Raw genomic sequence first — 19,184 nt, 5'->3', positions numbered from 1 at the left:
TCCTCAGCTCATCGAGGTCGACATCTGGGCGGCCATCGCGAGGATGTTCGCGACGTAAGGCCGGGTTTGGACTTCGTAATCGGGTGAGCCGGTGGGAAATCCGCCCGAGCGCAGGACCGCACCCTCACCGGCGTTGTATCCGGCCAAGGTGAGCGTGGTCAGATCGCCGACCACGGAGCCTTGCGCGATCCAGCCCTCGATCTTGGCGGCGATGTCGCACATGTAGCGGGCTTGGCCGATGATCGCGTCCCCGTCATCCCACACCGACGCGGTGCCGTTGCCGTCAGCGTCGATCACATACGGGCGACCATCCGAAGCCAGCGCGGACGCGGTGCCGGGCAGGAACTGCGCCAGCCCCTGCGCGCCACTCGACGAAGTCAGACCGCGCTGGAAACCGCTCTCCTGCTTACCCTGCGCCGCCAACAACGAGGCACTGACCTGCGGGCACACTGTGCCGCCTTGGCGATACCAGGGCTCGAGGTCCGCGGGGACCGCGCCAGGCGCGAGGTCCGATTCCCCGGCGCTGGTCCCACATCCGGCGGGGCCGGCCGAGGTCGGGTTGGTGGCTGCGGATTCGATCGGTGCACCGTCGGGATAGCCGCCCCCCAGGGTGGTGACGTGGACGTGATCCATGTGGTTCGCGGTGTCGCCACCCCGGTCCTCCATCACGTTGGATTCACCGCTGGCGGCGCGGTAGGTCTGGCGCCAGATGATGTAGTCGACCCGCAACGGCGCAGCGTTGGTGATGAGGTAGTCGGCGATCCGGTCACCGAGGGCTTTGCCGTTGCCGGAGGACGGGTTCGGGATCATGATGTCGACCGCACGCCCGCTCGGATGATCAGGCAACGGATCCTCACGCTGCCCGTACATCGTCTGGATCTGCGGGAATTCGACGGCGATCGTGCGGGCCACCCGGATCGTGTCCACCTGCAGCCCTGCCTCGGACCCGATGGAAGCCGCCAGGACAGGCAGCTCCTCGCCTGCATTTCCGGCCATCGTGGATCCGGGGCCTGGTGTCGTCGACGAGGTGGCGGTCGTGCCGGGCGAGGTCTCGCTGGCCTGCAACCACGCCATCGGGTCGACGGCGGTGCCGCCGCCGAATTTGCCTCCGCCAGTCCAGATCTCCAGGTGCAGATGCGCGCCCTCGGGGCCGGTGGGGACGGTCTGGCCGTTGTAGCCCACGGCGGCGATCCGTTGCCCGATGCCGACGGTGTCGCCCTCATCGACGAGGACGTCGGTGGGGAACATGTGGCCGTAGACCGAGGACACGACCTGCCCACGAATGTTGTGATCGATGACCACCCAGAACCCGAAACCGGTGGCCTCACCCGCCCGGACCACGACACCGTCAGCGACCGCGTAGATCGGGGTCGTGGGTTCGGCGGCGAAGTCCTGGCCCTGATGCTGTTCGCCCCACCGCATCCCGAATCCCGAGGTCAACGTGTAAGTCCCCGCGGCCAGGGGCATCGTCCTGGCGCCGGGCGCGGACCGGGCCGGTGAACCTGATCCGGTCGTCGCGGCGCACGCGTTGTCGTCGATCCCCGCGAGCAGCAGAAGGAGGGTGAGCAGCAGCATCACCACCGAGGCGACGGCGATGGCGACGCGCGTGGTTCCGGTCATGTCCTCACCCCCGAACGATCCGCGCGGGCGGTCGCCTCACGGTGGCGTGGTGGCTGGAGCTCGACTGCGCGCATGTAGGTTCTCGTTCTTGTTTGCGGCTGCACCGCACGTGAGCTGGTCGGATCACGGTGCTTCTCTGCGGTTTTGCGTAACTGGTATCTCGTTGGTCTTGCGGTTTTCCTCCGGTGTCTGCTCGAGCTGGTGGGGATGGCGTTTCGCCAGTTGGGTCGTGAGAGGGTGTGGCGTGATCTCGGTGCAGATGAATGACGCGGCGGCCGACAGCGTGGGCACGTTCGTGTCGGTCGGCGGTGGCGGTGTGCTCGATGGATCGGTGCCTGAGCTGCGGGAGCGGGCACAAGCCGGTGTCGTGCGCTGTGGCGAGGTCGTTGTCTTCGCCGATCAGGTCGAGCGGGCCACGCGCCCTTTGGGGAACTCCGTCGACCTGACTCAGTGGGAGGTCGACGCGAGCAGCTTCCATCTGGATGACTTCGTGCCGGTGGACAAGGGGCTGCGGGATGAGCTCGGTGTTCCGATGATTTCCGAGGGCGACCAGCGCCGCGTGCTGGTTCAGGGCCTCATGTTGGCGCTGTGCATCGCCCGCTGTGGGCACTCGCTGAACGAGCCGATTGCTCTTCGGTGCATCATCGGGGCGAACACCACCGGCGGAACCTTCCGATTTCATCGCGTTCGGCCCGGCGAACAATGGCACAGCGCGGATCTGGACGGCTATGGCGCGGCCGAGGAGGAAAAGGTGATCGTGGTGGAGACCATTCTCAGCGATCGGTGAATTGCCGTGGTCGGCTCGCCGCCTGGAACCGAGTAGAGAGTACGTTCTCAACGGTCTTGCGTAGACGCAAGATCGACGCAGAATGACTGAGAATCCGCAATCAGTCATGAGAACCAACATCTGTAGGTTCTCGCTATATCTGGCATCTGTTTTCGTGAAGACCTGCTCATATCCAGTGGTTTCTCAACGGTTTTGCGTCTCTGGTTTCTCATTGGTTTGGCGCTTTCTCGGACCTGGCGGTCATTGACGGCCCGTGGTGCGACGGTTCGGCCATAGGGAGTTGCTGGATGCGGCGGCAGGTCGGGTCGGATGCGGGGGTGGCCGCTTCGGTCTTCGAGGTGCGGGATGAACCATCCGGCTTCTAGGCGAGTGGTTCGGTTCCGTGGCATCCGGCCGAGGAGCCTCCGAAAACCCGTTGGCGGATCGCGATGACCGCTGCTAGCGTTCCGGAGGCCGTGCGAGAGAAAGAGGAGGTGGTGCCCGTGAACGCAGTATCGACATGGGTGCTCCCCTCTTGGGTCACGGTCGGGCGATAGGTCGTCCGGGAGCGCCGTTCAAGAGCACTCCCGAAAGGCACGACCATGCAATTCACTTCCGAAAAGCGCCTCGATGACGACAGCATCCTCGAGCGCGCATTCACCCTCGGCGAGATCCCTGGCATCCTGTGGACACCCGGATCATCCGCATCCACACCGGTGCCGCTGATCCTGCTGGGCCACCCCCCGCTCGGGTTGCAGAAGATGTACCCGCGGCTGCTGGCGCGGGCCAGGTATGCCGTGGCGGCGGGCTTCGCCGCGGCCACCATCGAGAACCCGTGGACCGGTGAGCGGCCAGGTTCTACCGCCGCCGATGAGGCCCGCGCGGACCTGCGCAGGGCGTTGCAGGCCGGTGAGGCGGTCACCGACGACATCGTCGACCGGCTCATCCTCCCAGTGGTCGACCAGGCGGTCCCGGAATGGCAGGCCGCCCTCAACGCTCTACTCGAGCTGCCCGAAATCGACGGCCCGGTCGGGTATTCGGGAGGGGTGATCTCCATCGGGGTCCGGCTGGCGGCGGTCGAGCCGCGCATCCGCGCTGCCCTGTTGTTCGCCGGGAGCTTCGTGCCGCGTGTCATAGTCGCCGAGGCCCGGCAGGTCACCATTCCGCTGCAAGTCCTGCTGCAATGGGACGACGAAGGCAACGACCGACAGATGGCCCTGGACCTGTTCGACGCGTTCGGCTCTAAAGAGAAGGCGTTGCACGCCAATATGGGCGGACACACCGGCGTCCCGGCGTCCGAGGCGGATGACGGGAACCGGTTCTTCGCCCGGCACCTGAAGTGAGCCAGTGCATCCTGGCTGGCAGCAGGTGAAAGGAGCTGTCGGCCAGGATGCCGCACATCCGGGTTCTCATCGATATGGCATACGCGCCACATCAGTGCCGAATCAATGAGAAGGGCGTCAACTAGCATGAGAACCTACAGCGCATCCCGGATCACCTGGCCGCCGGGCCGGTGTCGAGTTTGTCGAACCGTCGGTTGGTGTTGTGCACCTCGGAGTCGCGTTCGGTCGGGGTGAACACCATCCGGAACGGGATCCCCGGCTCGTTCGCCTCACCGGTCTTGAGCAGGAAACACCCCGTCCCTGGCGGGGTTTCACGACGTGAGGTATCGAGGTCGTCGTCCGAGGGTGGTCGTGGTGCGGCCCAGGAGGTGACCAGCAGGCGCTCGGTGTCGGTCATGCCCGCGACAGCGCCGATCCGGGTGGCCTCATCGGGGCCGACCGGCCCGATGATCTTGGCCCGTGCCCGTTCGAAGAACCCCAAGGCCTTGGCTTGGGCGGCGGGTGAGTCGAACGCGGCGAGGTCTTTGATGGTGTGCGAGCACATGATCAACCCGGTCGCCAACGGCCGGTTGAGCCGGGTCAAAGCGTCGACGCGGTCGACCATGAACTCCCCGACACCCAGGACCCGCCAGATCTCGTCCATCACGACCTCGAACGTCCGCGCTGCGGCGAGCCCGGCATCGGAAAGCGCGTGAGCGGCCGCGACGGCACCGAAACCGTCGGACCAGCACGTCATCAGCACCGCGGCCAGCAGTTTGGTGTCGCCCTCGGGAATGTGGGAGATGTCGACGCAGATCGCCGGACTGGCCAGATCGATGCGGGTGGTGGTGGGGCCGTTGAAGATCGCCCCGAACGGGCCCTCGACCAGCGCCCGCATCGACCGCCGCAGCGTTTTCGTCGCGGCCCGGTAGGCGAGCTCGTCGTCTTCCTCGGCGAACGCACGCAGCCGGTCACCACCGGCAGAGATCACCGCGAGCAGGTCCTCCAGCAGCGGCGGGTTCTGATGGGTGAACCCGCCTGCGGGACTGTAGAGCTCGCGCAACCCTGCGGCGAGCAGGACCTCTTCGTAGTCGGCGACCCGCCCGCCGCGCACCAGCTCGATCAGGCCGGCGATGATATTGATCTGGCCTGCTTCCACCCGGGCGGCGACCTGGCGACGCTGATCAGGATCAGGCAGCCGGGCGATGATCGAGCCGAGCGCGCCGACGTCGAGAGGGTTCACGGTCCCGTGCCCGTAGCCGATGTCGACGACCTGCCCGCCCAGGCGTTCGACCAGGTCGCGGTATTCGCCTTTGGTGTCGCCCATGCACAGCACGGTCTCCCCCGCCGCGACCGCTCCGGCGACGATGCGCCGGATCAGGGAGGACTTGCCGAACCCGTTGAGCGCCAGCACGAACGCGATTGGTGCGGTGATGAACCCGCGCAGGAACCAGCTCATCGGGTCGAAATGCACCGGGGCGCCGGTGATGTAGTGGCTGCCGACCGGCACCCCGACAGTCGGTGAGGTCGCGCCGACGCAGAACGGCCACAGTCCAGCGACCTGCACGGTCGTGGCCCGCCACTCCGGTGTCCTCGGCACCACCGCTGCCCGGCCGCCGCCGGGGCCCGCGTAGCCGCGGTCGGTGAACGCGGGCGGGGTCAGGTCGAACCCGTCACCGGTGGTGCCGTCGCGGCGTCGGGTCGCGGTCGCGCGCCGGTGATCATCGCTCGAGAGCAGCATCCGCGCCCGCCAGCCCACGAGGCCGCCGCGGGTGGCCATGGCCTCGACCTGGGCGCGGCGGGTGCTGGTGAGTAGGCTGATGCCCTCGACCACTTCGGATTTCGGGTTTTGCTGTCGACGTGGCTCGCGTCGGGTGCTCATCCCGAAACCCGCTTGGAAATCGAGGTGTGTTCCGGCAGGACCAGCCCGATACCCAGGGATGCGGCGAAGCCAGCGGCTTGGTAGCCGTAGCAGCGACGCACCGTCAACCGCGATGCCGCCGCCAACCCCTTCACCGAGGCTTCGATACCGGGCAGATCAGCGTCGAGGTGATCGGTCACCGTCACCAACACCCCGAACCGGGTCAATCCAGCGCCGCGGGCTTGTTCCTCGCGCGCGGCTTGGGTGTTACCGACCCGGATCCGCGCCGACGCCGAGGAAATCCCGCGCTCGGTCTGCTCGGCCGCGACCGCGTCCCGGAAATCGGAATCAACCAGCGACGTCGCTTCGGCCGCCGAGTGCAGTCGGTAGACGATCGCGACCCGCTTACGCGGCACGTCCGGACGAGGCCGCAGGAGTTCTTCGAGGACGGTTTCCATCACCGCGCCGCGAGGGGCGCCGTCCATCTCCCAGGTGATGGAGCGGGCGCCGTCGTGGACGTAGTGATCCCACCGATCCTGATGCGCGAGCGGGCCGACCGATTCCCAAGACTGCGACTCAGTAATCTGCGCGCCAGCAGCCTCGACATCACGCTGGGAAGCGAGGTCGTAGCGGCTGCGCACCAACCCCAACACCTCCCACGCGTGCAGCGGCGTGGCGGGCAGGCCGGCGCGGGCGAGCTGGGACAGCACCGATTGCAGGCGTTGCCCGATCTCGCGGGCCTGCTCGGCCTGGTCGCGGCGGATGCGGCCCTTGCCGATCGCGCGGTAGGTGATCGCGATGCGGGCTTCGATCCGCACCCCGACCCCGCCACTGTCCGCGGCGGCTTCCCGCATCACCGCTTTCGCGAAGTCCGGGGCGTTGTCGCGGACCAACCGGGTGACTTCGCGGGTCTGCTTCAACCGGGTCTCGACCGTGTTGTCCAGGACCGCGGTGACCGCGACGACTTCCCCGCCCCGGCTTTGGGAAGCCAGGAGCTGGCCGAAACCGTCCACCCAGGAATCGATCTGGGGTTGGTCGACGAGCTCTTTGCCTCGCGGGATCACCCGCACGATCACCGTGTAGTGGTCGCTGCGCCGGATGTGCAGCATCGCGAACCGCTTGCCACCCGGGGTTTCGTACTCAGTCAGACGCGAATCAGCCAGTAAACCGGGGAGTTTCGCGATCCCAGGCAGCCTGGAGAACCGACCAGACCGGTAGGTCAGTTCACCCCGGGAACGCGAGCGCGCGAACTGGACGCGCAACAACAGCAGCTCCCAGCCGGTACGCCCGTTCCGCGTCACCGCCAGCGGGACGAACACCACGGCGGCGGCAAGCAGGATGATCCCAGTGAACTCGAGAGAGCGGGTGATCATGAACGACACCATCACCGCGATGATCAACCCGAGCCCCAGCAGAGAAACACCCCACGTCAGCCCGAAGAACCCGGCCGAACGAGGCTGTTCCCACCGTCCGTACATGCGTGTGGTCATCGCCGTACCTCCCCGGGACCGAGGGCGTCGGGGTCGATCGGTGCTGAGGGCGACTCCGGGACAGCGGTTTGCGCGGCTGAGGCCAGGCTCTGCATCGTGCCGACCGTGAGCTGCGCGCCCAACATCGCCGCACCGGCAGGACCGGCCCCCATCGCTCCGGTCGCTGCCGCTCGACCTGATGCACCAGCACCCGCCGCTGACGCCCCGCCGGTTCTAGAACCGCCAACTCCAGGTCCCGCCGCGACCGGCCCGCCACCAGCTGCTGCTGTGGGAGTGGTCTCGGCCTGAGGTGATCCCGTACTCGCGGTCATCGATCGCGCTCCGCCAGCACCACCTGGGCCCGGGGGTGGGGAGCTGCCGTGGCTCGACTGTCCGGTGTTTTCGGATTCGGACATCTTTCTGGCCTGAGGGCGGCTTCCCGCAGCCGACATTGCGATACCGGCGCCAGCGCCGGCCAGGACCGAGGTCGCGCCGCCCCCACCGCCGAGCGTGGCGACCGCGGGTGCGATCAAACGGATCAGCGCGGGCAGAACGACCACGCTCATCACCATCAAGATCACCCCGAGGAGCACCATCTGGGGATCGGTTTGGTCGCTGCCGCCGGTCACGGTGAACGCGATCGCATACACCAACGCTCCGACCGGCTTCCACAACACGAATGCCAGCGACCACGCCACGAGTCGCTTGTAGGCCTGAGAGCCTGGGCTGGTCCCGGACGCCGCAGCGGCCATGGGGATTACCGCGACCACTACGACGAGCAGAGCTTGCCTGATCACGAGCATGGTCATTTGGACGAGCAGGCTGATCAAACCGAGCACGCTCAAGACCAGGAGGATTCCGGGACCGAGGTTGGCCATGATCTTCGGATCGGCGATGCGGTCGATTGCGGAGTCGAGATCGCCACGCGTCGCGTCGAATACGACCCAGTCGGCGAATTCATCACCGGCGGTGGTGGCGACGGTGATCAGCGCTCCGAAGGTCAGCGCGCCGAAGATCGCGCGCGCCAGCATCAAGAAGCTCTCCTGCGCTTCGCCTGCCACTGCCCCTCGCTTGGCCAAGGCCAGGCGTGCCGCGGCGAACATGATCCCCGCGGTCAGTAGCACCACCTGCAACCCGCTGGTGTATTCGCGGATCTGGGCGAGTACCGGGGCGGGTCGTCCTTCGGCAGTCGACAAGTCCGGCGACGGGAATGTCGTCCACCACGCCATCACCATTCGCAGCGCAGACACGAGGCTTTCGATGAGGTCGGAGGCGAGGCCATCGATCACCGAGTCCCGCGCCGCGCTCGCCGCGCCTGCGGCCGCGCCCCCGAGTTGGCAGACCTCCTTGATGCCGGGCACCGCGATGCAGGCGAGATCGGTGACCTGGGCGTGCATGTCCCCGCCCGGTGCTGCCGGGGCGGCAAGGACGCTGGTCACGACTGTCTCCAGTTGCCGAATCCTGCCGTGGACGCGGTGGGTGTGCCGGGGCGCCAGAGCGTGTCGACGTCGTCGGGGACGCGGATGCGCCAGTCGCCCTCGACCCACACCATCGGCCAGGTCGCGACCGCGTAGCCGCTCGTGGAGCGGACCACGAGTTGCACCACGGCCAGGTCGTCGCGGTAGCCGGGCTGGATCCGCACGCCTTCGGGAACGGTCACGTAGCGTGCCATTCCTGGTGCGCTGGCGCGGGATCGGGCGAACCCGGCGATCAGTGCGTCACCGCCGCCGTAGAAGCGGTAACGGACTACCTGTTGCCAGATCGTCTCCGGTGCGGCGTAGGCCCGTCCGATCGCGTCCATCGCCGCCAGCGCCGCGCCCTGCGGAGTGCGGGCGAACCCCGCGGCCACGCCGCTGTCGATGCGGGCCGGGCCGTCGCTGCCCGAGACCGGCACGGCGGCACCGCCCCAGATCCGCTGCCACTGCAACCGCGCCGGTGCGGCGGTCAGGTAGTCCGGCCGTGCGGGGTCGATGCGGCCGTCGAGAGTCTGTGGCAGTGGCACCCCCGCGTCGTCGGCGGGGACTTCGAGCCGGTTGCCGAACATGTCGACCGTCGGTGGTCGGGATTGCGAGGAGGTCGTCGACGGCGTTCGGTCGGTGGTTGTTTCGGTGTGTGCGCGTGGGGGTTGGGGGTTCTCGGGGTCGTCGTCGGCGACGGTCACGACGAAAGCGACGACGACGATCGAGGCGATGATGGTGAGCAGGGTCAGGAGCAGACGAAGTGGACGCATCAGGAGGTCCTTACGGGCGGGTCAGGGGGATCATGTCGGCCGGTGCGGAATCGACAGCGGTGACAGGGCTTTCGGTCACCGGGTCGGCCAAGTGCAGCCGCCATCCGTCGACCACCCAGACGACCCTGGCGGTGTTGCGGGTCATCGAGTGGTCGGCATACGAGCTGTAGATATCGACGCGCGCTTCGGTGAGGGTGTAGGCCGCGAGTGTGTAGCCGAGGAGGGTGGGCACCGACTCCGACGCGGGGCTGGTGATCGAGATCTGGGCGCGTGCTGTCGCCCATTTGTCGCGGCCGGGCCCGGGGGCGAGCATCCGTTGCCCAACCTGCGGCCATTGCCCGTCCGGGGCCAGCGACATCCGCACGCTGGCGTGGATCGCGGCCAGCGCGGCCCCGGCCGGTGAGCGGTCGAAGTCCGAGGCGACCGCGCCCTCGATAAAGTGCGGGCCTTGCTCTGCCACGGGCAGCTCGATGCCCTGCCAGGACCGCCAGCTCACGCCGCTAGGAACCAGTGGCACCGAGCTCGTCGTGCTCGTCGGCGCGCGGTCGGTGTCGGTGCCGGTACAGCCGGTTGCGACGGACAGCAGTGCTGCCAGCATCATCACAGCGACCGCGCCGTGACTGTCGGGTTGCGGTGGTTTCTGGGTCATCAGTGTGTCCTTGGTCAGGTGGGCAGGATGGCGATCGCCAGCACGCTGGCCGAGCCGAGTAGTGCGGCGGCGGCCAGGGAGCCGAGGAAGCCTTCGATGGCTTCCTCGCGGTAGATCCGGATCGCGAGCTGGCCGCCGACCCAGGTCGCGCGGGCGATGCAGACCAGCAGCACGAACCAGGCCAGCCAATTCACCAGCTGCGTCAGCGGTGAAAGGACTTGGGCGGGCAGGGGTGTGGCGAGCATCAAGCGCCCCGGAACAGGGTCTGTTCGTGGGCTGCTTCCAGCGCGGCGACCACCGCGTCGGCGGCGATGCGGGTGTGGGTGGCGATCAGGTCGTGTCCGGCGTCGTCGACGAGGACCCATTCGGCCCACACGGTGTCGGCCAGTTCCGCGACCAGTTGGTGGCCGACGAGCCGGTCCTGTTTGCCTGCCACGATCCAGGTCGGGGTGGCACGCAGCATGTCCTCGACGACCGCCACATCCGACACCCCTGCCCGCAGCGCGTCCATCAGCGCGCCGACGGACTCGAGGATCGGTAGATCGTTGTCGCAGTCGAGAATGCCGAAGGCGATCCCCAGATCGCGTTCCAGGGAGCTACCGGGCTGGCGTACCAGGTCGGCGAGTCCGGATCGGACGGACCGTCGGTCGCCGGGCAGCGCGGGCACCGGGCAGATCGCGACGACCGCGTCCAGACGCAGGACACCGCGGCGGTGACGGAACAGCCACTCCTGCAACAGGATCGCGGCGAAGGACTCCGCGACCAGGATCACCCGGCCGCTGGCGTGAGCGATGACGGTGTCGAGGTCAGCGACCAGCTGCTCAACACCTGGGCGGTCGGGGTGGAATGGGACTCCATGGCGGTGTCCGCGCTGGTCGTAGACCAGCTGTGCGATCTCGCCACCGAAGTGCTGGTGGATTTCGCTGATCAGCGGTGTCCAGGAGGTGGCGTCGGCGAGTGGGCCGTGGAGGTAGATCACGGTCGCTGCGGCGTCGCGGCGCCCATAGCGGGTGAGCACTAGTGGGGTGTCGTCGTCGGTGGTGACGGTGAACCTGTTCCGGTCGCGGGCGCGGGTGAACGGTGTTGCGTTGGTGCGGGATTCGGTCATCTCAGTTGCCTCCCGCCACGGCGGCGTTCATGATCGCGCCGGCGGAGGTGGCGATGATGCCGCCGACCAGGGCCGCGAACACGATCTTGGGGGACTCCACGGCACCGCCGTGCCAGCGTTCCCACCCGAATTTCCCGCCGGCGTAGATCAGGGCCGCGATCCCGGCCAGCATCACCAACCAGCTCAGGTAGCCGACGAGGTTGGTCAGCTTCTCCCCGCCCGGTGGCCGGGTAGGGTTGACCGTGATCTGCTGCGACAGCACCGAGAGGCTGTCTCCCACAATCGATAGCGTGGACATTCTCATCTCTCCGAATCCTGTTCTTCTGTAGCGGTTTTCAACGAAGCGGCGAGCACGGCGATGAGCTCGCTGCCGACACGGTGGACATCGGCGGGCACGGCCTCGGTCAGGCCGGACCGCCGCGGCGGGGCCGGGGTGAAGGGGGTGAACCGGGCGAGCTCGCCCAGTTCTCGCTCGACGAGTTCGTTGTGCCAGCCGATCTCCCACACCAGCTCGGTCAGCTCGGCGATATTGGCGCGGTAGCGGCGCACCGCCGCCGGGACCGCTCCCGGTCGCGCGGCGGTCAGGACGACACCGATGACCTCGACACCATCGGGAGCCGCGCCGACGATCCATTCGCGGAGCCGGTCCGCGCATGCGACCAGCCCGGGAAGGCACAGCCGTGCCGCAACCACGACCCGCTGCGTGGTCTCCGGCGAGGCAGGCCAGCGTTGCCCGCAATCGGCGGCGGGCGCCCACCACCGGGCCAGCGTCGACGTTCCGGCACCGCCGTGGGCGCCGACGATCGCCACCAGCGGCGGATGCGCACCAGTGATCGGCAACGGTTCGATGCGATGTATGGCGCAGTTGGCGGGTGGGTGCACGGTGGCCGGGTCCAACCGGCGGCCGCCGATCGCGTGCAGTCGGTGATCACGAGGGGTCAGGGCGACCATGTCAGTTGCCTCGTCTCTGGACGTTGGTGATGACCAGGCCCGAGGGACCGGTGGCGACGTTGACCAGCTGCAGGTAGTCCGAGCGGGTCCCGTCGGTCCGGAGCTCGACCACGTGCACCTCGGCGGTGTTCTCGGCGACCACGTCGACCCCGACGCAATGAGCGACACCAGCGGGCAAGGCCGCGATCACGGGAGTGAGGCCTTCTCGGGTGACGCCGGACTGCGGGCCGACCAACGCCAGTGCGGCGTCGACGTTGCGTTGCACGTAGTAGGCGTGCTGGAACTTCGCGACCACCCCGGCGACGGTCGTGGTGTCGCCCGCGCCGTCGGTCACCGTCGCCGCCTTGAGCCCGGTGCAGGCCCTCACGCGGTGAGGTGTCGTCGAGCTCGGTGCGGTCGTGGACGCACTCGCCAGGGTCGGAACGCTCGATGGAGACGTGTTCGGCATCATGGCGACCCCGAAGGCCCCGACCGTGCCGGCGAGGATTCCCACCGCGAATATCGCGAACAGGGCTGTCCAAGTGCGGATTCTGAATCCGGGCCCCGACGCACCAGTCCGGTTGCCCGCTGGGTCGGATACCGCGGTCGACGAGATCGGCTCTGTCGGCGGGTCTTCGAGTTGGGTGTAGGCGGGCTGTTCGCTATCGCCGTGGGGCTCGTTCAGCCATCCGGCGCCGTGGCCGGGAAGTAGGTCGTCGCGGGGCATGGGATTCACCTCCTCGAACGGGGTGGGGGTCGGGATGGGTGGCTGGGGCCCTTCGGAGCACACCGCTGGAAGAACCACTGATCGGAGGGGGAACCGAGTGGCAGCCCTTGTGCTCCGAAGGGGTCTAGGGACGCGCGACCGATGTCGCCGGACCGGTCGTGGTCGACGGTGGAATCGGCGGCGTCGTGGTGGTGGTTGGATTCGGTGATGTCGACGGCGGACTCGTGGCCATGGGGGCACTGGTCGTCGAGGTCGCGGTTGCCGAGGGCGAGGGCGGGAAAGCGCTGGCAAGGTCGGTCGCGACGGCGGTGAACCAGGCCGCGGTCGCGGCCAACGGGCTGTCGCCGGTGATGGTCGCCGCGACGGTGCTGTAGCTGCTGCGCCGACCGGAGGAATCGCTGTACTGGGCGGTCGCCGAGGTCGTGTACAGGTCTTGGGTGTCGGTGATCGTGGAAGTGATCGCTTCGAAGGCGTCGTTGACCCAGGTACTGATCGATTGGGGAGGGATCAGATCCACGACCGCGTCAGCGACTTTCGTGCCCAGCACGGCGAGGGCGGCGGCCGGGTTCGACAAGCCGACGGCGGCGAGTTCGGCGATCGTGGTCGCGGTGAACACCTTCTGCGCGACCGACACGACCGCGTTGAGGCCGATCGTGCCGATCTTGAACAACGCCGACAGCGCATCGGATTCGGTCGGCACGCTCGCTGTCGGTGACGAGGCTTCGGCCACGCGCTGGCCGAGGTTCTTCGAGGGCGAGTAGGTCAGCTGGTCGAGGCTGGTGCCGCTGAGGTCGTCGTTGACGACCCCGACCGCGGTGGTGAAGGCCGTGCTGACCAGGGCTTGCGCGACTGTCGCGATCGCGGCGATCGGGTCTTTGCCTTCGGTCTGGCCGGAGATGTTGGCGACCGCGCTCACCAACGGGCTTCCCGATTGGACGTCGCAGGTCGCGTCCCCGGCCACGCACAGGTCAGCGACCCGCCCGGCGAGTGCGCCGTAGCTGACCGGGCCCGCCGCCGCGTCGATCCCCGCGCCGGACAGGCCGGTGTTGGTCAGGCTGATCTTCGAAACGCTGCTACCGTCGGTGCCCGGCGCCGCGGTCGGCGTCCTGGCGTTGTCGGTGCCCGGCAGCACGCCGGTGGCGGCGCGCCGTGAGGGATTGGCCAGTAGCGCGACCGCGGCAACTTTGTCCGCTGGCACTCGGGATCGTGCTGCACCTGCCTTTTCTGCGAAAGTGGCTGCCGCTGCGGCACCTTGGGCGTACCCCGCGACGGCGATCTGGGCCGAGGGGCACCGTTCGATCACTCCGGTGGCGAGTTGTTCGATCTGGTCGGTCGCGGTGCTCACCGCGGTGGCGTAGTTCGCGTCCCCGATGTCGGCGCCGAACACGATGTAGCTCCGCTCGATTCCCGCACCGGCGTTGCTGGCGATCCGGCCGAAGGCTTGTCCCAGGACGCCGGTGTCGCCGGTGTCGACGGTCGTGGCCGCGCCTTCTTCGCTGTTCTGGACGCCGAGGACGTAGAGCAGCGGGCATGTCGACTTCGCCGTCGCCGAGGTACTCGGCGCCGTGGTAGACGGATCGGCGTCAGCGACGGCCGACCCGCCGATGGTGGCGGTCGCGGCCAGGGCGACTGTCGCGACGATTCGTGTCACGTGATGGGTTACGGGGCGGTTCATCGGCTTCGGCTTCCTCTCGCGGTTTCGTCAGTGGTCGGCCTGCCCGCGCCCGTGCAGGGGCGGGCGCGGGCAGGCGTGTCAGGTGGATTGGAGGGGTCCTTCGCGACCGGAGGACCGGCGGGTGAATCCCGCGCGCAGGGTGGTGAAGACGTCGGGGACGCCGAGGTCGGCGGCGCCGAGGTGGCCGGTGTCGTATTCCGACCACGACACCGCCACCTCGCGGGAGGTGTACTCGGCGAACAGTTCCCGCCCGGACTCGACAGGAACGAGGCCGTCGGCCAGCCCGTGGTAGAGGTGCACCGGGACCAGCGGGGTTTCGGTGCCGATGACCTCGTTGGTCAACACGTAGCGCCAGACCGGGTCGTTCCACGGGTCGGGGCGTTCGCACCACACCGACAGGGGTTGCAGGTACTCCACCATCAGCCGCGACTGGTCGAGCTGGGAGGCGTGGTGCACCGCGCGCAGGCCGTCGTCGGTGAGCAGGTGGTCCACGGGCAGGTAGGAGTAGGCCCGCATCAGCCCGACCATCCCGGCGAACGCCAACCCCGCCCACGCGCCACCGTTGAGCGCGGTGATCAACGCCCGCGGATCGCGGATCACCGCACCGGCCGCGACCGCCCGCAGATCCAGATCGGGGGCATAGCCTGGCTGGCGTTCGGCCGCCGCCACAGCGGCCCGGCCGCCGTCGGCGTAGCCCCAGAACGCGACCGGCACCGGACGGCGGCCCGCAGCAGCGGGTTTGGTCAAGGCGATGGCCAGATCCAGGACCGCGTGCGCGCCCGCTTCTTCGGCGAGGAAGTGGTGCGGCTGCAAGCCGGTGATGCCCAGACCGATACCGTCGGGGACAGCGACGGTCCATTCCTGGGCCAGCGCCGCGCTGATGCTGCTGGTGTCGGGTTCGGTGCCGGCGACGAGCAGTTGCGAGGGGGCGCACCGGCCGCCGAGACCGTGGAAGGTCGGAACGTAGACCACCACGGGAGGTCGCGCGGTCCCGTTCCCGGTCCGGGTCTTCGGTTCCAGGACGATGCCGGAGGCCGGCATCGGGACCCCGCGACCCGTGCGGGTCGTGTAGACCACCTGCCAGGCCCGGCCCACCCCCGCCAGGTGTGGGACGGTGACGTTGCGGGTGCGCAGGACGATCCCGTGCTCGGCGCGGGCGCTCAGGGCGGTGTTGTTGTAGAAGGGGTCGATGGGTTCGGTGCCGGTCATTACCGGGCTCCGGCGATGTCGTGGGCCAGCGCGACCATCCACGCTATGCCCGAATTCATCTGCCCGGTCAGGGCGTAGCCGTTGTGGCGCCCGACCGTGTCGGCGAACCGCCACCAGGTGACCGGGTTGACCAACTCGGCGTTCTCCGCTGCCAACTGTCCCCACGCGGCGCCGAGCTGCGCGATCAACTTCCCCACGACCAGCGGATTTGCCGCAACTGCCGCGACGATCTCGTTCCACCGTGCACCTGACGCGGTCGGATCAGGACTGGCTGTGCGGGGGTCACCGGCATCGACGAGCCGATCACCGAGACTGGCCCGCGGCGCGTAGTCGACGTTGCCGAGATCAACCTCGAAGTCGTTGAGGACAACGGTGTTCCAGGCGTCGCCGAGCGCGCTCGACAACGCCGAGCTCAGGGTCGAGACGGCGCCGATCGGGTTGGTCAGATCAGCTTGAGCGAACAATTCCGCTCCCAGGCGAAGGACTGCGGCTTGCCCGGGTGCGGAGCAGGCGAGGTCGCCGTCGCTGCAGATGTCGGCGACCCGGCCGGTGAGCTCGCCGTAGCCGTCGGCGGTTGTCGCGATCCCCGCTCCCCCGGCCGGTGCGGCCAGCACCTGCACCGTCGACACTGCCGCACCGCTGGTGCCCGGTGCCGCGTCGGGCACGGTCTGTCCCGGCCGTCCGGGGAAGACCGGCTCGAGCTGGCCGCGGTCGGGGTTGGCATACAGCGCGATCCCGGCCACCCGATCCGCAGGGACGGGTCCGTTGCCGGAGCCGACGTCGCGGGCGAAGCTCGCCATCGCTTGGGCGCCTTGGGAGTAGCCGACCCCGGCGAGCATCGTGTTCGGGCAGGCCTCGATGATCTGGGCTGCGGCGGCGTCGAGGTTGGCTCGCGCACCCGAGACCGACGACGCGTAGGGGTCGGCGCCGCCGCCGGGGACGATGCCCCCGAACCCGGCCTCGTAGCCGATGTAGGCGCGCTGCACCAACGCCGGGACGGTGGACACGACCGGCCCGATCAGCGACCCGACCACACCGGTATCGGCCAGTGGGTCCGCGGTCGGTGAGGACTGACCGGTGCCCTGCACTCCGAGGAGGTATAGGGCTGGGCAGCCGTTGATCGGCACCGCGTTCGCAGGACCGACCGAGGTTGCGGCGGTCACCGCCGCAGCACTCAGCACGACAGCGGCGACCGTGGCCGCGACCCGGCGAGGAGTCATTGGCCGACTCCGACACCGGCGCCGAACCCGGCGCCGATAGTGCCGCCGACGACCGCGCCGACGACGGCGACCGGGACTCCGGCGATCGCCGCACCGGCCGCCGCACCGGCAGCGCCGCCCAAAGCGGTTCCGGCGACGCCGCTGGTGACCTGGCCGACGATCGGGACCGGCACCATGATGCCCAGCGCGGCTCCGGCGATCCCGCCGACGGTGCCGCCGATCAGCGCGCCGACGGTTGCTCCGGCCGTGGCGGCGGGGGCGCCGAGCACGGTCGCTCCGGCCGCGCCGCCGAGGCCGGCGCCGCCCAGGACCGCGCCGGAGACGCGGTCGGAGCGTCCGGCGGGGATGCCGATCGAGTCCAGGGCGGTGGCGACTTGGGCTTCGGCTCCGGCGGCGGTGTTGTTGATCGTGTCGCGGACCTCGACCGGGAGCCAGTCCGGGCTCGGGGTCTGGAACTCTCCGATCCGGATCGTGTTCTCCGGCGGGGTGATCGGCGCGACCGGCTCCACCGGTTCGGGCAGGTGCAGTTCCTCGATCCGCACCGGCTCGACCGGCTCCTCCACACTCGGCGCGGGCCGCGACGGGCCCTTGCGGACCTCGGCGGGCTGCTCGTAGTACTGCGGCACCGGTGCCGGCTCCGGCTGAGGTTCGGTCTCGGGAGCCGGTGGTGGCGTGGGGGTTTCGGTGCCCGGCTGGGCGGAGCCGTCCAGGCCGCCCTGGTCGGCGACCGCGCTCAGGGGCGGGGCGGCGTGGGCGGGTGCGGCGACTCCGATGGCGATGGCGACCGGTATCGCTGCGGCGATGAGCAGCGTGCTGGCTCGACGGGTGGCGGGAGTTCTGTGGCGACCGCGCACCGCGCTTTCGTGGGTGGTCGGAGAGTTTTCGGGCATGACAGGGAGACCTCTCTCCTCGAAAGGTGAAGCTGAGGGTTTGTGCCGCAGCCGGATTGGACGTCGTGCGCGGCGAGAATGTTCTGTGCGGCGCCTGCGGGGCACCGCCGGTCAGTGATGCACCGAGCTCGGCGGTGCCTCTCGGCGGGTCAGAGGAAGTGCAGCACCAGGTTCAGCGCGTTGCCGGCCAGAGCCAGCACGTTCGACGCCAGCGACAGCCCCGCGTTGAGGTAGCCGACGATCACGATGGGGTCCACAGGATTTCCTTTCTCGAATGGATTTCGTCTTGCGATATCCATTCAATCCACGAAACCTGGTGCGCCGCTACCTCATTGGCTTATCAGATTTGATACGTCAAAAATGACAAGTTGAGAATTGCGTCCTGCGCTGGCGATTCGCCAAATTTGGGCGGAAAAGAAGTTTTCGAAGAGACACCCGGCGGACCCCCCGGAGTGACCCGGACCACACAAATCCTGCGGTTTCGGCGAACACTTACGTTCACCATGTCGAGACGTGAGGGCAAACCTTGCCGCACGAAAGGTGTTCTGGTACAACCGATGCCATCACCGCGTGGTGATGCTCAGATCAAACCTCACAATCCGTGATGTCCAACACGAGCTCCTGGGGGGGAGCATTGACACAGAAGTCTCCGCGCAGCAGTCCCAGCCGTCGCCGACCTGACCCCGATCCGCCACCCATCTCGATTCCCGAGTTCAGCACCACCCTCCGGTGGCTACGCGAGAGCCGCGGGCTCTCGCGGGAAGAAGCAGCGATAGTCCTCGAGTTCAGTGCCGTTCACCTCGGTCGATTCGAACGCGGTGAATCGCTGCCGTCGGCCAAGTTCATGGAACTGATCATCTCCGGGTACCGGCTGGGTCCGGCGATGGCCGCGCATCTGCGCGACCTCGCCATCCCGGCGATCCCGCTGTCGCCGGCCCCGTACCTTCGCACCTGGGTTCAACGCGATCCTTCCCTGCTGTCGAACCTCGACCGGTTCCAGACTCGGAACATCCCGGCCGCCTATGTCGATCCGCTGTGGAATGTGTTGGCACACAACGATCTGTTCGCCGAGGTCTTGCCCGGGATCGACGAGAGCCGGTCGTTGCCGGTGTGGATGTTCACCGACACAGGCAAGGCCGCCGTGGTCGATCCCGAGGCCGAAGGCGCCTGGTCGGTGTCGATGCTCAAGGGCATCATGGGCAAGTACCGCGACTCCGAGCAGGCGCGGGAACTCGTCACCGCGCTGACCCCGAACGAAGAAGCTCAGCGGTTCTGGGCGGCCGGCTCCGATATCTCCTTCGGGCGTGACTCCCGGTTCCTGCTCCACGCCCACAGCCCCGGCGGCGTCCCGGTCTCCTACCAGCTCACCCTGACCGAGAGCATCCTGGCCCACCACATCCAGCTCTTCACCGCCACCCCCGAGCCCTACTCCGGACCCGAAATCACCTAGTGCCGTGTCCTGAAAGGTTGATGCTGTAACCCGCCACCCGGGGTGGCGGGTTGCCCTC

The 19,184-nt window shown here is 68.4% G+C and carries 18 protein-coding genes; 3 read left to right on the top strand and 15 right to left on the bottom strand.

Going from position 1 to position 19,184, the window contains the following annotated elements; translation table 11 throughout:
- Window positions 1-3: 3 nt before the first annotated feature.
- Complete coding sequence (locus tag ACIO52_RS02580; protein ID WP_402640969.1) at window positions 4-1,620, bottom strand: peptidoglycan DD-metalloendopeptidase family protein; 1,617 nt, start codon at window positions 1,618-1,620, stop codon at window positions 4-6.
- 244 nt (window positions 1,621-1,864) lie between these two features.
- Here ACIO52_RS02580 and ACIO52_RS02575 point away from each other — a divergent pair, with 244 nt between their 5' ends.
- Both ACIO52_RS02575 and ACIO52_RS02570 read left to right on the top strand, forming a co-directional pair.
- The gene (locus tag ACIO52_RS02575) at window positions 1,865-2,407 is read left to right on the top strand and encodes a hypothetical protein (RefSeq protein ID WP_402640966.1); all 543 of its coding nucleotides are present in this window, start codon (window positions 1,865-1,867) and stop codon (window positions 2,405-2,407) included.
- A 581-nt stretch (window positions 2,408-2,988) separates the two neighbouring features.
- Window positions 2,989-3,729 carry an alpha/beta hydrolase gene (locus ACIO52_RS02570; protein WP_402640963.1) on the top strand — a complete coding sequence of 247 codons (741 nt, stop codon included), beginning with the start codon at window positions 2,989-2,991 and terminating at the stop codon, window positions 3,727-3,729.
- Between the two features lie 151 nt (window positions 3,730-3,880).
- On the opposite strand, the gene ACIO52_RS02565 is transcribed toward ACIO52_RS02570, so the two are convergent.
- The 14 genes from ACIO52_RS02565 to ACIO52_RS02500 form a co-directional block, all read right to left on the bottom strand.
- Window positions 3,881-5,590 carry a hypothetical protein gene (locus tag ACIO52_RS02565; protein WP_402640960.1) on the bottom strand — a complete coding sequence of 570 codons (1,710 nt, stop codon included), beginning with the start codon at window positions 5,588-5,590 and terminating at the stop codon, window positions 3,881-3,883.
- Window positions 5,587-7,059, bottom strand: a complete 1,473-nt coding sequence (locus ACIO52_RS02560) for an SCO6880 family protein (protein WP_402640957.1) — start codon at window positions 7,057-7,059, stop codon at window positions 5,587-5,589. Before ACIO52_RS02560 ends, ACIO52_RS02565 begins: the two co-directional genes overlap by 4 nt.
- Window positions 7,056-8,477, bottom strand: a complete 1,422-nt coding sequence (locus ACIO52_RS02555) for a hypothetical protein (RefSeq protein WP_402640954.1) — start codon at window positions 8,475-8,477, stop codon at window positions 7,056-7,058. Before ACIO52_RS02555 ends, ACIO52_RS02560 begins: the two co-directional genes overlap by 4 nt.
- Window positions 8,474-9,268, bottom strand: a complete 795-nt coding sequence (locus tag ACIO52_RS02550; RefSeq protein ID WP_402640951.1) for a hypothetical protein — start codon at window positions 9,266-9,268, stop codon at window positions 8,474-8,476. Before ACIO52_RS02550 ends, ACIO52_RS02555 begins: the two co-directional genes overlap by 4 nt.
- Before the next feature lie 10 nt (window positions 9,269-9,278).
- On the bottom strand, window positions 9,279-9,917 hold the full coding sequence (locus ACIO52_RS02545; RefSeq protein WP_402640948.1) for a hypothetical protein: 639 nt from the start codon (window positions 9,915-9,917) through the stop codon (window positions 9,279-9,281).
- Between the two features lie 14 nt (window positions 9,918-9,931).
- Complete coding sequence (locus tag ACIO52_RS02540) at window positions 9,932-10,162, bottom strand: hypothetical protein (protein WP_189022571.1); 231 nt, start codon at window positions 10,160-10,162, stop codon at window positions 9,932-9,934.
- Window positions 10,162-11,025 carry an alpha/beta fold hydrolase gene (locus ACIO52_RS02535; protein ID WP_402640945.1) on the bottom strand — a complete coding sequence of 288 codons (864 nt, stop codon included), beginning with the start codon at window positions 11,023-11,025 and terminating at the stop codon, window positions 10,162-10,164. Before ACIO52_RS02535 ends, ACIO52_RS02540 begins: the two co-directional genes overlap by 1 nt.
- A 1-nt stretch (window position 11,026) precedes the next feature.
- The gene (locus tag ACIO52_RS02530) at window positions 11,027-11,305 is read right to left on the bottom strand and encodes a hypothetical protein (protein ID WP_378830976.1); all 279 of its coding nucleotides are present in this window, start codon (window positions 11,303-11,305) and stop codon (window positions 11,027-11,029) included.
- A gap of 20 nt (window positions 11,306-11,325) precedes the next feature.
- Window positions 11,326-11,976, bottom strand: coding sequence for a hypothetical protein (locus ACIO52_RS02525; protein WP_402640942.1), 651 nt, complete (start codon window positions 11,974-11,976; stop codon window positions 11,326-11,328).
- A gap of 1 nt (window position 11,977) precedes the next feature.
- The gene (locus tag ACIO52_RS02520) at window positions 11,978-12,343 is read right to left on the bottom strand and encodes a hypothetical protein (protein WP_402640939.1); all 366 of its coding nucleotides are present in this window, start codon (window positions 12,341-12,343) and stop codon (window positions 11,978-11,980) included.
- Between the two features lie 463 nt (window positions 12,344-12,806).
- Window positions 12,807-14,357 (bottom strand): cutinase family protein, encoded by a 1,551-nt coding sequence (locus ACIO52_RS02515; RefSeq protein ID WP_402640936.1) that lies wholly within the window; start codon window positions 14,355-14,357, stop codon window positions 12,807-12,809.
- A 78-nt stretch (window positions 14,358-14,435) separates the two neighbouring features.
- On the bottom strand, window positions 14,436-15,566 hold the full coding sequence (locus tag ACIO52_RS02510; protein ID WP_402640934.1) for a lipase family protein: 1,131 nt from the start codon (window positions 15,564-15,566) through the stop codon (window positions 14,436-14,438).
- Window positions 15,566-16,786 carry a cutinase family protein gene (locus ACIO52_RS02505; RefSeq protein ID WP_402640931.1) on the bottom strand — a complete coding sequence of 407 codons (1,221 nt, stop codon included), beginning with the start codon at window positions 16,784-16,786 and terminating at the stop codon, window positions 15,566-15,568. The genes ACIO52_RS02510 and ACIO52_RS02505 overlap by 1 nt, the downstream gene beginning before the upstream one ends.
- The gene (locus tag ACIO52_RS02500; protein ID WP_402640928.1) at window positions 16,783-17,676 is read right to left on the bottom strand and encodes a hypothetical protein; all 894 of its coding nucleotides are present in this window, start codon (window positions 17,674-17,676) and stop codon (window positions 16,783-16,785) included. Before ACIO52_RS02500 ends, ACIO52_RS02505 begins: the two co-directional genes overlap by 4 nt.
- A 604-nt stretch (window positions 17,677-18,280) precedes the next feature.
- Between ACIO52_RS02500 and ACIO52_RS02495 the strand changes: the two genes are divergently transcribed.
- Window positions 18,281-19,126 (top strand): helix-turn-helix domain-containing protein, encoded by an 846-nt coding sequence (locus tag ACIO52_RS02495; protein ID WP_402640925.1) that lies wholly within the window; start codon window positions 18,281-18,283, stop codon window positions 19,124-19,126.
- The last annotated feature ends 58 nt before the right edge of the window (window positions 19,127-19,184 follow it).

It is taken from the genome of Nocardia sp. NPDC087230 (genome assembly GCF_044744725.1).
Taxonomy (GTDB): domain Bacteria; phylum Actinomycetota; class Actinomycetes; order Mycobacteriales; family Mycobacteriaceae; genus Nocardia; species Nocardia canadensis.
Note: the sequence above shows the minus strand (reverse complement) of the source record. Positions and strands in the feature narration are given on the sequence as shown.

Excerpts from the sequence above, each read along its gene's own strand:
- ACIO52_RS02510 (WP_402640934.1), bottom strand. The coding sequence starts at position 15,566 with ATGACCGGCACCGAACCCATCGACCCCTTCTACAACAACACCGCCCTG.
- ACIO52_RS02570 (WP_402640963.1), top strand. The coding sequence starts at position 2,989 with ATGCAATTCACTTCCGAAAAGCGCCTCGATGACGACAGCATCCTCGAG.
- ACIO52_RS02505 (WP_402640931.1), bottom strand. The coding sequence starts at position 16,786 with ATGACTCCTCGCCGGGTCGCGGCCACGGTCGCCGCTGTCGTGCTGAGT.
- ACIO52_RS02535 (WP_402640945.1), bottom strand. The coding sequence starts at position 11,025 with ATGACCGAATCCCGCACCAACGCAACACCGTTCACCCGCGCCCGCGAC.
- ACIO52_RS02515 (WP_402640936.1), bottom strand. The coding sequence starts at position 14,357 with ATGAACCGCCCCGTAACCCATCACGTGACACGAATCGTCGCGACAGTC.
- ACIO52_RS02560 (WP_402640957.1), bottom strand. The coding sequence starts at position 7,059 with ATGACCACACGCATGTACGGACGGTGGGAACAGCCTCGTTCGGCCGGG.
- ACIO52_RS02495 (WP_402640925.1), top strand. The coding sequence starts at position 18,281 with ATGTCCAACACGAGCTCCTGGGGGGGAGCATTGACACAGAAGTCTCCG.
- ACIO52_RS02580 (WP_402640969.1), bottom strand. The coding sequence starts at position 1,620 with ATGACCGGAACCACGCGCGTCGCCATCGCCGTCGCCTCGGTGGTGATG.
- ACIO52_RS02545 (WP_402640948.1), bottom strand. The coding sequence starts at position 9,917 with ATGACCCAGAAACCACCGCAACCCGACAGTCACGGCGCGGTCGCTGTG.
- ACIO52_RS02500 (WP_402640928.1), bottom strand. The coding sequence starts at position 17,676 with ATGCCCGAAAACTCTCCGACCACCCACGAAAGCGCGGTGCGCGGTCGC.
- ACIO52_RS02525 (WP_402640942.1), bottom strand. The coding sequence starts at position 11,976 with ATGGTCGCCCTGACCCCTCGTGATCACCGACTGCACGCGATCGGCGGC.
- ACIO52_RS02550 (WP_402640951.1), bottom strand. The coding sequence starts at position 9,268 with ATGCGTCCACTTCGTCTGCTCCTGACCCTGCTCACCATCATCGCCTCG.
- ACIO52_RS02540 (WP_189022571.1), bottom strand. The coding sequence starts at position 10,162 with ATGCTCGCCACACCCCTGCCCGCCCAAGTCCTTTCACCGCTGACGCAG.
- ACIO52_RS02565 (WP_402640960.1), bottom strand. The coding sequence starts at position 5,590 with ATGAGCACCCGACGCGAGCCACGTCGACAGCAAAACCCGAAATCCGAA.